This window comes from Streptomyces litchfieldiae (genome assembly GCF_031845365.1).
GTDB lineage: Bacteria > Actinomycetota > Actinomycetes > Streptomycetales > Streptomycetaceae > Streptomyces > Streptomyces litchfieldiae.
Genome location: NZ_JAVREL010000017.1, coordinates 57,303 through 71,449 on the forward strand (window position 1 = coordinate 57,303; position 14,147 = coordinate 71,449).

Consider the following 14,147-nt stretch of genomic DNA (forward strand, 5'->3'; position numbering starts at 1 on the left):
ATGGGCGCACACCACGACCTGCGGAAGGCGCGGCGGCGCGGCGATCTGGCCCGCCGCGCCACGCCCGAACTGATCCGGGAGAACGGCGTGGTGCGGGAGGTGCGCGTCCCGCCGCTGGTCGCCCCCGCGACCGAAGGCAGCACCGCCGACATCCCGTTCACCAACGCCGCCGAGGCACCCGACGCCGTCGTCGTGCGGCGCAAGTCCGGCGACCGGTGGGTGCCGGTCACCGCCGCCGCGTTCGCCCGCGAGGTCACCACCGCCGCGAAGGGCCTGATCGCCGCCGGCCTCGAACCCGGCGGCCGGGTCGCCCTGATGGCGCGCACCTGCTACGAGTGGGCCGTGCTGGACTTCGCCATCTGGGCGGCCGGCGGCCAGAGCGTGCCCGTCTACGCCACGTCCTCGCCCGAGCAGATCGAGTGGATCCTGCGCGACTCGGGCGCGGCCTCGGTCATCACCGAGACGGCCGGGCACGCCGCCGCCGCCGAGACCGCCGTCGCCGCGCTCGGCGCGGACAAGCCGCCGCGCCTGTGGGTGCTGGAGCACGGCGCCCTGGACGAACTCGCCGCGCTCGGCGGGGAGGTGGCCGACGAGGAGGTGACGCGGCGGCGCGCCGCGCTCGGCCCGGACACCGCCGCCACCCTCGTCTACACCTCCGGCACCACCGGCCGGCCCAAGGGCTGTGTGATCAGCCATGGCAACCTGCACGCCGAGGCGGCCAACCTGGTGGAGCTGCTGAAGCCGGTCTTCGAGGAGGTCACCGGGCAGACGCCCGCGACCCTGGTGTTCCTGCCGCTGGCGCACATCCTGGGCCGGACCATCCAGATCGCCTGCCTGTCCGCGCGCATCGAGATAGGCCACTGCCCCAGCGTCAAGCCCGCCGAACTGCGCCCCGAACTGGCCTCCTTCCGGCCCACGTTCCTCGTTGGCGTGCCCTATCTCTTCGAGAAGATCCACGACACCGGGCGGGCGATGGCGGAACGGCTCGGCCGCGGCGCCTCGTTCGACCGGGCCAACCGGATCGGCGTGGCGTACGGAGAGGCGGCGCTGCGCGCCTACCACGGCACCGGGCCGGGCCCCGGCCTCGGGCTGCGGGTGGCCAAGGGGCTGTACGACGTGCTGGTCTACCGCCGGATCCGCAGCGCGCTGGGCGGGCGCGTGCGGTACGCCATCAGCGGCGGCTCACCGCTGGACCGGCGGCTGAACCTGTTCTTCTTCGGCTGCGGCATCGTCGTCTACGAGGGCTACGGCCTCACCGAGACCACCTCGGCCGCCGTCCTCACCCCGCCGCTGGCCCCGCGCCCCGGCACGGTCGGCCACCCCGTGCCCGGCACGGCCGTGCGCATCGCCGACGACGGCGAGGTGCTGATCCGCGGCGGCATCGTGTTCGGCTCCTACTGGGCCAACGCGGCGGCCACCGAAGAGGCCCTCACCGACGGGTGGTTCGCGACCGGCGACCTCGGCAGTCTGGACGACGACGGCTATCTGACCATCACCGGCCGGACGAAGGACATCCTCATCACCAGCGGCGGCAAGAACGTCTCCCCCAGCGTGCTGGAGGACCGGCTGCGCAGCCGCCCCCCGATCGGCCAGTGCATGGTCGTCGGCGACGGCCGCCCGTTCATCGGCGCCCTGATCACCCTGGAACGGGAGGCACTTGACCACTGGCTGACGGTGCGGGGCCGCCCGCTGGACACGCCGTTCGCCGAACTGCGTGAGGACGACGAGCTGCTCGCCGACGTGCGGCGCGCCGTGGACTACGCCAACGAGGCCGTCTCCCGGGCCGAGTCGATCCGCGCGTTCACCCTGATCGAGGGCGAGTTCACCGAGGAGAACGGGCTGCTCACCCCGTCGCTGAAGGTGAAACGCAAGGCGGTCGCGGAGACTTACGCCCGGGAGATGGCCGAGCTGTACGCGGAGAAGTCAGGGGGCGCTCACTCGAACGCGGCGGCGGCCTCCTGAAGGGTGCGGGCGATCTCCTGCGGGTCGTAGGGCGCCGGCGGGCCGGGCGTGTAGGTCACGGACGTCAGCGCGCCGGAGTAGGGGAACGTGCCGTGCCGCTCGTACACCGGCCAGGACACCGGGGACTTGCGGTCGATGCCGACGCTGATGCCCTGGAACGGCGCCATGCCGATGAGCTGGTGCACCCCGTCCAGGGCGCCGGTCGGGGCGCCGTCCACCGAGAACGCGAACGACCAGCGGATGTCCGGCAGGGCGGTGGCCGTCACCTCGATGGTGTGGGGGCCCGCGGACAGCGGGCCGGCGTCCGTGTCGGTCAGTTCGCCGTACTCGTTATACGCGAACCGCAGCCGGCCGTCCGCCACATACAGGCTGTAGCCGCCGCCCTGGTCGCCGTGCGAGACGAGCACGCCCGCGTCGCCGGCCCGGTGCTCGGCCAGCCGCACGGTGATGGTGAAGGAGCGGAAGGCGATCAGCCGGGAGGAGCGGTAGCGCTCCAGCTCGGGGGTGCCCGGCAGCAGCGTCAGCGGGCGGTGCAGCCGCGCCTCGTCGGGGTTGCGCAGGGCGAGGGCGCCGCTGGCGTCGGGCAGCGGGAAGACGTCGTTGCGCCAGGCCGCCGCCTCCCACGCGGCGGCCAACTCCTTGAGCACATCCGGGTGTTCGGCCGCCACGTCGGTGGTCTCGGTGGGGTCGGCGCGGATGTCGTACAGCGCCCATTCGCTGTCGTCGTAGTCGTCGCCGGGTCGGTGCAGCGTCACCAGCTTCCAGCCGTCGCGGTAGTAGCTGCGGTTGCCCGTCATCTCGCAGTACTGCTCGACGTGCGCGGACTCGGCGGCGGCGTCGGCCAGCACCGGCACGAAGCTCGCGCCGTCCAGCTCCTGCACGGGCACGCCCCGCCGCTCGGCGGGCCGTTCGATGCCGGCGAGGTCCAGCAGGGTCGGGGCCACATCGGTCACGTACTGGTACTGGTCGCGGATGCCGCCGGCCAGCCCGGCGGGCCAGGAGATGACGAACGGCACCCGCACCCCGCCCGCGTAGGTCTGGCCCTTGTACAGCCGGAACGGCGTGTTGGAGGCCATGCCCCAGCCGCGCGGGTAGTGCACTAGGCCGCGCGGGCCGCCGATCAGCTCCGGGTCGCGGTACACGTCCGGGGTCCAGTCGGCGGGCAGGCCGGGGTGGCGGACGAAGCGGCTGAAGTAGCTGCGGGTGCCCTCCGCGCCGCCCTCGCCGGTGCCGCCGTTGTCGGAGGTGAAGACGACGATGGTGTTGTCGAGGTCGCCGAGCGCGTCCAGGGTGTTCAGGAGGCGGCCCAGGTTGGTGTCGATGTTCTCGACCATGGCGGCGTAGACCTCCATGTACCGGGCGTACAGCGCCTTTTGCTCGCCGGTCAGCTCGTCCCAGGCGCCCACCTCGTGGCCCGGCTCGCCGTTGCGCGGCGGCAGCTCCGTGCCCTCGGGGAAGAGCCCGGCGGCGAGCTGGCGGGCGAAGCGGTCACCGCGTACCCGGTCCCAGCCCTCGTCGTAACGGCCGCGGTGGCGCGCGATGTCCTCCGGTCTGGCCTGCAACGGGCCGTGGACGGCGTTGTGCGCGAGGTAGAGCAGGAACGGCTTGTCGGCGTCGTGGGCGCGCAGCGACTTCACCATGGCGATGGCCTGGTCGGTGATGTCGTCGGTGTAGTAGTAGTCGTCCGGGAACGCGTCGATGTCCAGCGGGCTGTTGTCGCGCACCAGTTGATGCGGGTGGAAGAGGCTGGTCAGCCCCTCCAGGACGCCGTAGTAGCGGTCGAAGCCCTTCTGCAGCGGCCAGTTGCGCCGGTCGTCGGCCGCGTTGGACGCGGAGTCGCGGGTCAGGTGCCACTTGCCGACGGCGTAGGTGGCGTAGCCGGCGTCGTGCAGCGTCTCGGCGAGGGTGGGTATGTCGTCGGCTATCTCCATGCCGTAGCCGGGGAAGCCGGGGTCGGCGTTGGCGACGAAGGAGTAGCCGACGCGGTGCGGGTTGAGGCCGGTGAGCAGCGCCGCGCGGGCGGGCGAACACAGCGGCATCGTGTGGTAGTTGGTGAGCCGGACGCCCTGGCCGGCGAGCCGGTCGAGCACCGGGGTGGGGATCTCGGCGCCGAACGGGCCGATGTCGCTGTAGCCCATGTCGTCGACCAGGACGACGACGATGTTGGGCGCGGGGTGGCCCGGGCGCCGCGGCTCGCGCCAGGCGGCCTCCGACTCGGCGAAGGTGCGGCCGATAAACCCGGCGAAGTCGTCGTAGGGGGTGCGGCGTTCGGGGGTGGGGGTGGTCATGCGGGCGTCCTCACGGCGGGGATGGGGAACAGGCGGGCGAGCTCCTCGGCCAGCGCGGTGAGCTGGGCGCGGGCCGGTTCGCCGGTGGTGGCGGCCAGTTGCAGCAGGGAGCCGCCGCCGCGGATGGTGAGCAGTTCGGAGTCGAGCAGCCCGGGCAGATGGCGGCGGACGGCGTCGGCGGCGGACGGCTCGGCGAGCAGTTCGGTCAGCGGGGTGCGCAGGTTGAGCCGGCCCTCGGGGAACCCGTCGACGCGGGCGGCCGGTTGGCGTGCCGCGGCGGCGGTCTCGCGCTGGGCGGCGACCAGGAGGTGTTCCTCGGCGACCTCCTCGGGGTCCCACGGCACGCCGAGGCGTTCGAACTGGCTGATGGGCGCGTCGTTCTCGCGCAGCGCCTCGACCAGCAGCCGGATCATCCGCAGCTCGGCGGCGTCGTCGGTGAGCGGCCGTTCCTGGTGCGGGTCGGTGGCCAGGTCGAACAGCAGGGTGCCGAAGCGGGCCGGGCCGAGGAAGGCAGCGGTGCGGGCGGGCACGCGCAGCGTCCGGACGCCCTTGGTGAACGCGAACGGCTCGGCGAGCTCGATGTCGGCCAGCTCCTCGGGGGTGAACCGGCCGCGGATGCGGGTGGGCATCAGCGTGTGCTCGTACAGGCCGTGCTCGTCGAAGGCGTCCAGCACCCGGCCCAGGGAGTGGTCGCACATGGACAGCAGGGCGGCGTACTCGTAACGGGCGTGGGCGACTTGCTCGTCGGTTTCGGTGACGCGTGTGTAGTCGGGCCAGTCGAAGTGCGGGCCGTGGTAGTCGTGCGGGTAGAGGTCCTTGTACCGCTGGTGGGTGAAGAACGGCTCGTGCGGGTCGAACGTCTCGATCTGGACGAACCAGTTGTCCTCGGCAGCGTTGTCCGTCAGGAATTCCAGGCCCGCGTCGAACGTGAGCGTCTGCGGCTGCTTGGCCTCGGTGTCCAGGTACTGGCGGTTGACCCAGTCCTGGCGCCAGATTTCGCCGCGCGCGGAGTGCAGGTCGGGCGGCGCGGGCGGGTCGGCGACGCGGCCCTTCCAGGGGTCGCCCTCCTGGCCCCGGAAGAACTCCCAACTGTTGTAGCGGGTGTGGTAAGTGGCGCCGCCGTCCTCCCAGTAGTGCTGGTGGTCGCTGACGAGGTGGGTGTAGACGCCGTGCCGCTTCAGCAGTTCGGGCATGGAGTCGTCGAAGGGCTCCAGCGGGCCCCAGCCGCGGTGCAGGAAGTTGTGCCGTCCGGTGTGGAGTTCGCGGCGGGCCGGCATGCAGGGCATGGACCCGGCGTAGCAGTTGTCGAAGGTGACGGTGCGCGCCGCCAGGCGGGTGAAGTTCGGGGCGTGGGTCCAGTCGGCGTCGTAGGGCGGCAGCAGGTGCCGGTTGAGGCTGTCGAACATGACCACGACGGCTTTCACGGGTGTCGTCCTTCCATGGGGACCGGGGCCACGTCCCGCGCGCAGCGGAACCCGCCGTGTCCGGTGGAGGAGTCGGGGGTGTTGGCGGAACGGGCCGCGACGCGGTAGCGGTTGCAGTAGGAGGCGTGGCAGAGGTAGGAGCCGCCCCGGATGACCTTCCGCCCGGGGGCGAACCAGTCGGCGCACCACTCCCAGACGTTGCCCGAGGTGTTGTACAGGCCGAAGCCGTTCGGCTCGTACGCCGTGACGGGGGCGGTGCCGGGCCGGCCCCGGGCGCCGGTGTAGCGGTGCGGGAAGTGGCCCTGCCAGATGTTGCACATCTCCCGTCCGCCGGGGGCGAGTTCGTCGCCCCAGGGGTAGCGCCGGCCGGTGGCGCCGCCGCGCGCGGCGTACTCCCACTCGGCCTCGGTGGGCAGCCGGGTGCCCGCCCACGCGCAGTAGGCGAGGGCGTCGTCGTGGGAGATGTGGACGACGGGGTGGTCCGGCCGGTCCTCGGCGCCGGAGCCGGGGCCCTCCGGGGCGCGCCAGGAGGCGCCGGCCACGCCGAGCCACCAGGGGGCGCCGGGCACCCGGCCCAGCACGTGCCGCTCGGCGCCGGGCGCGAGCAGCAGGTGGAACACGTAGGAGCTGCCGTAGCGTTCGGCGTCGGTGACATGGCCGGTGGCGTCGGCGAAGGCGGCGAAGTCGGCGTTGGTGACGGCCGTGGTGTCGATGGCGAACGGCGGCAGCGCCACCTCCCGGACCAGGCCCTCGGCGTCGGCGTGGTAGCCCTCGGCGAAGTGGTCGCCCATCAGGAACGTGCCGCCCGGCAGGGTCACTTGGGCCCGCTCAAGGCGGGCGGTGGCGGCACGCGGGGCGGCGGCCGGGCGCAGCGGCGGCTGTCCGTCCCGGGCCGGTCCGCAGCAGGCGGTCATGGCGCCACCGCCTCGGCGGCGGCCGGCCCCGGGACGGGCGCGGCGGCCAGGAGGGCGCGGGTGTAGGGGTGCGCGGGTCGTTCGCAGATGTCGTCGGCGGGTCCGGTCTCCACGATGCGGCCCTGGCGCATCACCGCGATGCGGTGGCTGACCTGGCGGACCACGGCAAGGTCGTGCGCGATGAACACCAGGGCCAGGCCGAGGCGTTGCTGGAGGTCGGTGAGCAGGTTGACGACCTGGGCCTGGACGGAGACATCGAGCGCCGAGACGGGTTCGTCGCAGATGAGGACGGACGGCTCGGGCGCCAGCGCGCGGGCGATGCCGATGCGCTGCCGCTGCCCGCCGGAGAAGTCGCGCGGGTGACGGTCGGCGGCGCCGGGGTCGAGGCCGACCTGCTCCAGCAGCGCGGCGACACGGGCGGGCCGGTCGTCCAGGCCGTGGGCGATCAGCGGCTCGGCGAGGATCCGCCCCACGGTCATGCGGGGGTTGAGGGAGGCGTAGGGATCCTGAAAGACCATCTGCACTTCACGGCGCAGCGCCTTGAGGTCGGCGCCGGTGGCGGTGGTGACGTCCCGGCCGCGAAAGACGACGATGCCGGAGGTCGCCGGATGCACGCGGACGATGGTGCGGGCCAGGGTGGACTTGCCACTGCCGGACTCCCCGACGATGCCCAGCGTCTCCCCGGCGGCCAGGGTCAGATCCACCCCATCGAGCGCAACGAGCGGATCACGCCGCCCGCCCCGCCCCCGCCGGGGGAACGTCTTGCGCAAGGCGGTCACTTCGAGCAACGCCGCCTCCGGCGGGGTGGGCCGCGCGACGCCGGGCGCGTCGTCCGCGCGCGCCCCGGCGGCGACGCCCTCCCCGGGCGAGGAGCCGACGCGCGAGGCGGGGACCCCGGCCGTCTCGGCACCGGCGCCCCGGGCCGAGGGCAGGACATCACCGCCCGAGATCGCCGCCGGCGACTGCCCGTTGACGGCCGGGCCACCCGCCGGGCGACGACCGGCCACGCGCGCCGCGAAGCGACGCACCCGTCCCGGGCCGGAGCCCCGCGCAGCGGGCGAAGAGCCCTCGCCGGAGGCGGCGGACCCGGCCCGCTCGGTGCCGAGGTCGCCGTCCGAGAGCGGGACGGGGGGCGACTGCCCGCCGGCCGCCGGGGCCAGGCGTGCCGCGAAGCGGCGGCCGTCGGCTTCCGCCGCAGGCGGGGAACTGTCGCCGGAAGCGGGGGCATCGGCCGTCCCCGGGCCGGAGTCCCGCGCCGCGGGCGCGAAAGTCACCGGCCGCCCGGCGGTACCCGCGCGTTCGGGGGACCGCTGCCCGTTGACCGCCGGAGGCAGCGTCACCCAGCACGCCGTGCTGACGCCGGTGTCGGCGTCCGTGACCAGTGGCGGGGCCGCCTGCGTGCAGCGGTCCTCGGCCAGCGGGCAGCGGGCGGCGAACGCGCAGCCGGTGAGGGAGCGGGCGAGGTCGGGCGGGGTGCCGGGGATGCTGTGCAGCCGGGTGCCGGACGGGGTGTCCAGGCGCGGCACGGCGGCCAGCAGTCCGGCGGTGTAGGGGTGCCGGGGACGGGTGAGGACCCGTTCGGTGGGGCCGTCCTCGACGACCGTGCCGCCGTACATGACCAGCACGCGGCGGGTGGCCCGGGCGACGACGCCCATGTTGTGGGTGATGATGACGAGCGAGGTGCCCGTCTCGCGGTTGAGCCGGTCGAGCAGGCGCAGGATCTGGTCCTGCACGGTGGCGTCCAGCGCGGTCGTCGGCTCGTCGGCGAGCAGTACATCGGGCTCGTTGGCCAGCGCGAGGGCGATGACGACGCGCTGCCGCTGACCGCCGGAGAACTGGTGCGGGTAGTCGCGGACGCGGCGGTGCGGCTCGGGGATGCCGACGAGGTCGAGGAGTTCGACGGCGCGCCGCGCGCGGGCGGCGCGGTCGCCGCGCCCGTGGGCGCGCATGGCCTCGTCAAGCTGTCGGCCGACGCTCAGCACCGGGTTGAGGGCGGTCATGGGGTCCTGGAAGATCATCGCGATGCGGGCGCCACGGGTCCGGCGCAGTTCGTCCTCCCCGGCGTCGGCCAGGTCCCGGCCGTCCAGCCGGATGGCGCCGCCAGTGATGCGGCCGGCGCCCGGCAGCATGCGCATCAGCGCCAGCGCGGTGGTGGACTTGCCGGAGCCGGATTCGCCGACGATGCCCAGGGTCTCGCCCGGCGCGAGCTGGAAGCCTACGCCGTTGACGGCCCGGACGCGGCGCGTTCCGGCGTCGAATTCGACGTGCAGGTCGGCGACGTCGAGCACGGGGGTGGCGTTCAACGGCGTACTCCCTTGTTCAGGGCTTCCGCGATGAGCGTGAAGCCGAGGACGAGGCCGGTGACCGTGATCAACGGGGCGGCGGCGTACCAGGGGTGGCTGGAGAGATAGGGCATGGACTGGCTCAGCACGCTGCCGAGCGTGGGTTCCGGCGGGCGGACGCCGACGCCGAGGAAGGACATGGCGCCCTCGATGAACACGGCGACCGGCAGCGAGATCGCGAGCTGCACGATGAGCGGGTCCACCGCGTTGGGCAGCACGTGCCGGATCAGGACACGGGCGCGGCCGGCCCCGCCGACGCGGGCGGCGACGGCGTATTCGCGTTCCCGCTGAACGAGGATGCCGGCGCGCAGGACGCGGCCGAAGCCGGGCGTCTCGGCGAGGGCGATGACGATGACGACCGGGAGGAAGCCGGGGCCCATGATGGCGGTGATGGCCAGGGCGAGGATCAGCCCCGGGAACGCCAGCACCAGGTCGAAGAAGCGCTGCACGACGGCGTCGGCGGCGCGGGAGGCGGTGGCCAGGAGCGCCAGCAGGCTGCCGGCCAGGGCGGCGACGGGCACCGCGATCAGGATGATGGCCAGGTCGTTGCGGATGCCGTGCAGCACACGGCTGAACAGGTCGCGGCCGACCTCGTCGGTGCCCAGCGGGTGGGCGCCGCCGGGGCTGTGCAGCGCCTGGTCGCTCTGGGCGGTGGGCGCGAAGTCGGCGAGGGCGGGGGCGAGCAGGCCGGCCAGGGCGAGGAGCCCGACGATGATCAGGCCGGTGATCCCGCGCGGGGAGAGGAGCCCGTTGAGATAGGGGTTGCGGGCACGCAGCCGGGCCAGGGTCCCGGTCGCGACGCCTGAACGAGTCTCGGTCTGGGTCGTCATCGGGTCACCACCGGATCCGCGGGTCGAGCCAGGCATAGGCGATGTCGGTCAGGAGCTGGGTGGCGACGAAGACGGCCACGAGCAGGAGCAACAGGGCCTGCACGACCGGGTAGTCGCGCAGCACGACGCCCTGCTGGGCGAGCTGGCCGAGGCCCGGCCAGGCGAAGATGGCCTCCACGAGGATGGCGCCGCCGAGGAGATGGCCGGTCTGCATGCCCAGCACGGTGACGGCGGGCGGCAGCGCGTTGGGCAGGGCGTGGCGCCAGACGATGCGGCGGCGGGAGACGCCCAGCGCGGTGGCGGTGCGGACGTAGTCCTCGTCCAGGGCGCGTTCCAAGCCGTCCTTGAGGTAGCGGCCGAGCACGGCGGCGCTGGGCAGGGACAGGCAGACGGAGGGCAGCAGCAGGTACTGCGCGCCCAGGTCGGGCGCCTCCAGAACGGAGAGGTGGCCGCCGGCGGGCAGCCAGCGCAGCGCCACCGCGAACGTCAGCACCAGCACGACGCCGGTGACGAACGGCGGGACGGACAGCGCCGTGGTGGTCAGGATCCGCACGGCGGCGCGGACCGGGCGGGACCGGGCGGTGGCGCCGAGGATGCCGAGGGCCAGCCCGAGGGCGACTACCAACAGCAGTGCGCCGACGGCCAGTTCTACGGTGGCGCCGAAGCCGTTGCCGATGAGCTCGGCGACGTCGCCGCCGATGGTGTAGGAGGGGCCGAGGTCACCGGTCAGTAAGCTGCCCAGCCAGTCGAGGTACTGGGTCAGGACCGGTTGGTCCAGGCCAAGTTGGGCACGGATCGCCTCGACGGTGCCGGGCGGGGCGTCGGGGCCGGCGAGGGTGGTGGCGGGGTCGCCCGGGATCAGCCGCAGGATCAGGAAGATCACGAACGAGGCCAGCAGGAGGACGAGGAGCGCGGAGGGAACGCGGCGCAGCAGGTAGGCAGACATGGCTCAGGCGAGGAAGGCGTCGTCGAGGGTCAGGTAGTTGAACTTGTTGAGCGTCACGCCCCGGACATCGGCACGCGCCACTTGAACGATGTCCAGTACGGCGATGTCGATGATGAACGCCTCGTCCAGCAGGACGTCGGCGATCCGCTGGTAGAGGTCAAGCGCCTCCTCGTCGAGCGGGTCGGCCCGGCGCCAGGCGTCCTGCACCAGGCCGGTGTACTCGGCGGACTGGAAGCGCGAGGTGTTGTGCGCCTCGTTGAAGGGGTAGGCGCTGACGGCCAGGGTCGAGGGGGTGACCTGGGCGAAGCCGTGGTTCATCGTCCACAGCGCCGGCATCTCCTGGGAGATCAGGCGGCGTTGGGCGTTGGCGGGGTCGTAGGGCTGCAACTCGGTGCGGATGCCGACCTGTTCGAGGTCGTACTGGACCATCTCGGCGATCACGGTGTTGCCCGGCGAGGCGGAGTAGCCGAGCGGGAGGCTGATGTCGGTGGCGCCGGCCTGGCGCAGCAGTTCGCGGGCCCGGTCGGGGTCGTGCCGGTAGTGGGTGCGGTTGTCCTCGGTGAACACGGGCGAGGACTCCGGCCAGGGCGCGGCGCTGGCCAGCGCGAAGCCGCCGTACGCCTGTTCCACGATGCGCTCGCGGTCCAGCGCCCAGGCGATGGCCTGCCGCACCGTCTTGTCGTTGGTGGGCCGGACGGCGGTGTTGGCGCCGACGTAGGAGCAGCCGTTGCCGGTCGTGTAGGTGGTGATGGTGAACTGCGGATCGTCCTTCAGGGTGGCCGCGTCGCGGCCGACGACGCCGAGGGAGAGCTGGGACTGGCCGGTGCGCAGGGAGGACAGCAGCGAGTCGGTCTGGGTGATGACGCGGATCTCCACGCCGTCCAGATAGGGGCGGCCGGACTGCCAGTAGGAGTCGTTGCGGCTGAAGGTGAGGAGCGAGCCGGGGCGCCACCCGTCGAAGCGGAACGGGCCGGTGCCGACGAGCCGGTCGCCGGTGAGAGCCTCCTCGACCGTGTTGCGGTCCGGGATGATCATGAACTCGAAGAGGTCGAAGAGGTTGCCGACCGGGTGCGCGAGGGTGAGTGTGAGCTCGTGGTCGCCGCGCTTGTCCAGGGCGGTGACGGCCTCGGCGGTGGACCGCAACTGGGCGGAGCGCTCCGGGGTCTGGAGGTTCTCGACGGCGAAGACGACGTCGTCCGCGGTGAATGGCCGGCCGTCGTGGTAGGTGACGCCCCGCCGGAGCCGGAGGGTGACGGTCGTGCCGTCCGGCGAGACCTCCCAGGACTCGGCCAGCTCGGGCTGCGGCCGGAGGTCGTCGTCGTAGCGGGTGAGGGTGTTGAACACCAGCCGCTGGGGCAGCGACATGGAACTCTGCGAGAACAGCAGGGCGGGCGTGAAGTCCACGCCGTGCGCGACGGTGAGGGTGCCGCCGCGGCGCGGGGCGGCGGAGGCGCCGACCTCGTCGCTCTCGGAGTGGCTGACCGCGGAACGGCAGGCGGCGAGTGTCAGCAGCGCGGAGCCGGCGCCGGCGGCGCGCAGCACGCCGCGCCGGGTGGGGCCGGGGGACGGGGGGAGGAACAGCGTATTCATGGATGCCTACCGGATGCGATAAGGGCGGATTTCTCCTACCCATGGCGGCGGGCCGGGCACGCGTCGGCCGCCTTTGATTGCTTTACGAGGGGAATTAACGACCGGGCGCGCGGCGCTCGGAAGCGCGCGGGCGCGACGGCGCGACGCCGGGGTCCGGCGTCACGGGCGCGCGGCGGCCCGGCCGTACGGGGAGTTCGGGGGCGCCGCCGCTCGGCGGCGGCGGGCGGCGCCGGGGCTCAGCGGCCCGACACGGAAATCCGCGCGGCACAGATCGCGCTGGCCTGCCGACGGAGGTCGACGTGCCTGCGGGACACGAGGCGCAGATCGAGATTCACGGCAGCAGATTGACAGGAACGGTCAGAGCCGGTCAACAGGCGTCCAAAACTGATGGCTCGTCAGTACGGATGGTGGTCGTCGGCACCTGGAGCGGGCTGCGGTAGAGCCAGGACAGGGCGGGAGTGCCCCCGGCCACCGGCAGCACGGCCGGCCCCGCGTGCGGCCCGGCCAGCCGCGCCGGGTCGTCGCAGATGTGCGAGCGCTCGGCCAGCTCGGCCCCCATCACCTCCCGGTACTCGGGGTTGAGGATGCTGGAGAGCTCCGTGACAAGCACCACATCGGGGTTGAGCACATCGGTCAGCAGCGCCGCCGCGCGGCCGACCAGCCGGGCGCGGTCCCGCAGCAGCCGGTCGGCGCGCCGGTCCCCCGCCGCCGCGGCGTCCACCAGCAGCGTCGCCTCCGGCTCGGGGATGACGCCCGCCGCCACCGCGCGTTCGGCCAGCGCGGCGTCGGAGGCCACGGCCTGCAGACAGCCGACGCGCCCGCAGGAACAGCGTTCGCCCCGCGTGGCCACCGGCAGGTGCGCGATGTCCCCGGCCGCGGACCGCGGACCGTGGTGCACCACACCGGCGATGCCGACGGCCGCGTCCACCACGTTGCCGATGAACAGGTGCACCACGCTGCGCCGGGCCGCCGGCCGGCCGAAGAGAATCTCGAACTGGGCGATGGCGCGCGCGTGGTTGTCGACGTGCACCGGCAGCCCGAGGGCGCGCGACAGCAGGGCGCGCAACGGGAGTTGGTGCATGTCCAGCGGCACGTGCCGCACCACGGTCCCCTCGACCGGGTCCACCCAGCCGCCGATCACCGCGCCGAGGCCCAGCACCGGCCGCCCGGCCGCCCGTTCGGCGAGGAAGGCCGGCAGCCGGCGCAGCGCCGGGCCGAGCGCGGCGGCGGAGGTCAGACCGGTGTGGTGGGCCTGGGCCCGCGCGACCACCCCGCCGCGCAGGTCGAGCAGGCAGAACGTGGAGTACGCGACGCCGATGTGGATGCCGCCCACCAGCGGGCCCTCGGTGTCGATGTCCACCGGCACCTGCGGCCGGCCCACGCCGCCGCTCACCGCCAGGTCCGGGCGTTCGCGCACCAGGCCGCGCCGGGCCAGGCCCAGGTACTGGCGGGAGACGGCGGCCGGGCTCAGCCCGGACAGCCGCGCGATGCCGCTCCTGGCTATCGGCCCGTGGTCGAGCACGGCGGTGAGGACCGCCGCGGCGTTGGTGTCGCGCCGTCCGTCACCGGCGGTGCGGCTCACGGACTCGGCGGTGGGCCAACTCATCTCAGGGCGTCCTTTCCCGGTACGCGCGTTGCCAGCTTCTTGCAGCTGTATGAACATTCTCCGGTCACCCCGGCCCGGCCGCGAACGTGCCGCCCCGCGCCCCTTGGCGCCGGTGACGCCGCAGGTCAGAGCGGGAGCCACGGCCCGCGCGGGCCACCCGTCGCAGGCGCCGATTCAACCATCCCCCGGCCGGATCGGGCGCCGGAAGGGAGTTGACGGCCCCGGCCGGGAAGGATTTATTTCGC

At 73.5% G+C, this 14,147-nt stretch carries 10 protein-coding genes; 1 reads left to right on the top strand and 9 read right to left on the bottom strand.

Annotated features, from left to right (window positions below):
* Nucleotides 1-1,962: an AMP-dependent synthetase/ligase gene (locus RM590_RS25530; protein ID WP_311707057.1), complete on the top strand. Its 1,962-nt coding sequence runs from the start codon at nt 1-3 to the stop codon at nt 1,960-1,962.
* Here RM590_RS25530 and RM590_RS25535 read toward each other — a convergent pair.
* From RM590_RS25535 to RM590_RS25570, 9 genes are all read right to left on the bottom strand, one after another.
* On the bottom strand, nt 1,935-4,250 hold the full coding sequence (locus RM590_RS25535; RefSeq protein ID WP_311707058.1) for an arylsulfatase: 2,316 nt from the start codon (nt 4,248-4,250) through the stop codon (nt 1,935-1,937). The two genes, RM590_RS25530 and RM590_RS25535, sit on opposite strands and share 28 nt — an antisense overlap.
* Nucleotides 4,247-5,674, bottom strand: a complete 1,428-nt coding sequence (locus RM590_RS25540; protein WP_311707059.1) for a sulfatase — start codon at nt 5,672-5,674, stop codon at nt 4,247-4,249. The genes RM590_RS25535 and RM590_RS25540 overlap by 4 nt, the downstream gene beginning before the upstream one ends.
* On the bottom strand, nt 5,671-6,588 hold the full coding sequence (locus RM590_RS25545) for a formylglycine-generating enzyme family protein (protein WP_311707060.1): 918 nt from the start codon (nt 6,586-6,588) through the stop codon (nt 5,671-5,673). The genes RM590_RS25540 and RM590_RS25545 overlap by 4 nt, the downstream gene beginning before the upstream one ends.
* Nucleotides 6,585-8,891, bottom strand: coding sequence for a dipeptide ABC transporter ATP-binding protein (locus RM590_RS25550; protein ID WP_311707061.1), 2,307 nt, complete (start codon nt 8,889-8,891; stop codon nt 6,585-6,587). Before RM590_RS25550 ends, RM590_RS25545 begins: the two co-directional genes overlap by 4 nt.
* Nucleotides 8,888-9,760 (bottom strand): ABC transporter permease, encoded by an 873-nt coding sequence (locus RM590_RS25555; RefSeq protein ID WP_311707062.1) that lies wholly within the window; start codon nt 9,758-9,760, stop codon nt 8,888-8,890. The genes RM590_RS25550 and RM590_RS25555 overlap by 4 nt, the downstream gene beginning before the upstream one ends.
* A 4-nt stretch (nt 9,761-9,764) precedes the next feature.
* Entirely contained in the window at nt 9,765-10,706 is a 942-nt protein-coding gene (locus tag RM590_RS25560) for an ABC transporter permease (RefSeq protein WP_311707063.1), read from the bottom strand.
* A 3-nt stretch (nt 10,707-10,709) separates the two neighbouring features.
* Entirely contained in the window at nt 10,710-12,296 is a 1,587-nt protein-coding gene (locus RM590_RS25565; protein WP_311707064.1) for an ABC transporter substrate-binding protein, read from the bottom strand.
* A gap of 236 nt (nt 12,297-12,532) precedes the next feature.
* Nucleotides 12,533-12,631: a putative leader peptide gene (locus RM590_RS36065; protein WP_394813971.1), complete on the bottom strand. Its 99-nt coding sequence runs from the start codon at nt 12,629-12,631 to the stop codon at nt 12,533-12,535.
* 32 nt (nt 12,632-12,663) lie between these two features.
* Nucleotides 12,664-13,902, bottom strand: coding sequence for an ROK family transcriptional regulator (locus tag RM590_RS25570; protein WP_311707065.1), 1,239 nt, complete (start codon nt 13,900-13,902; stop codon nt 12,664-12,666).
* Nucleotides 13,903-14,147: the final 245 nt, after the last annotated feature.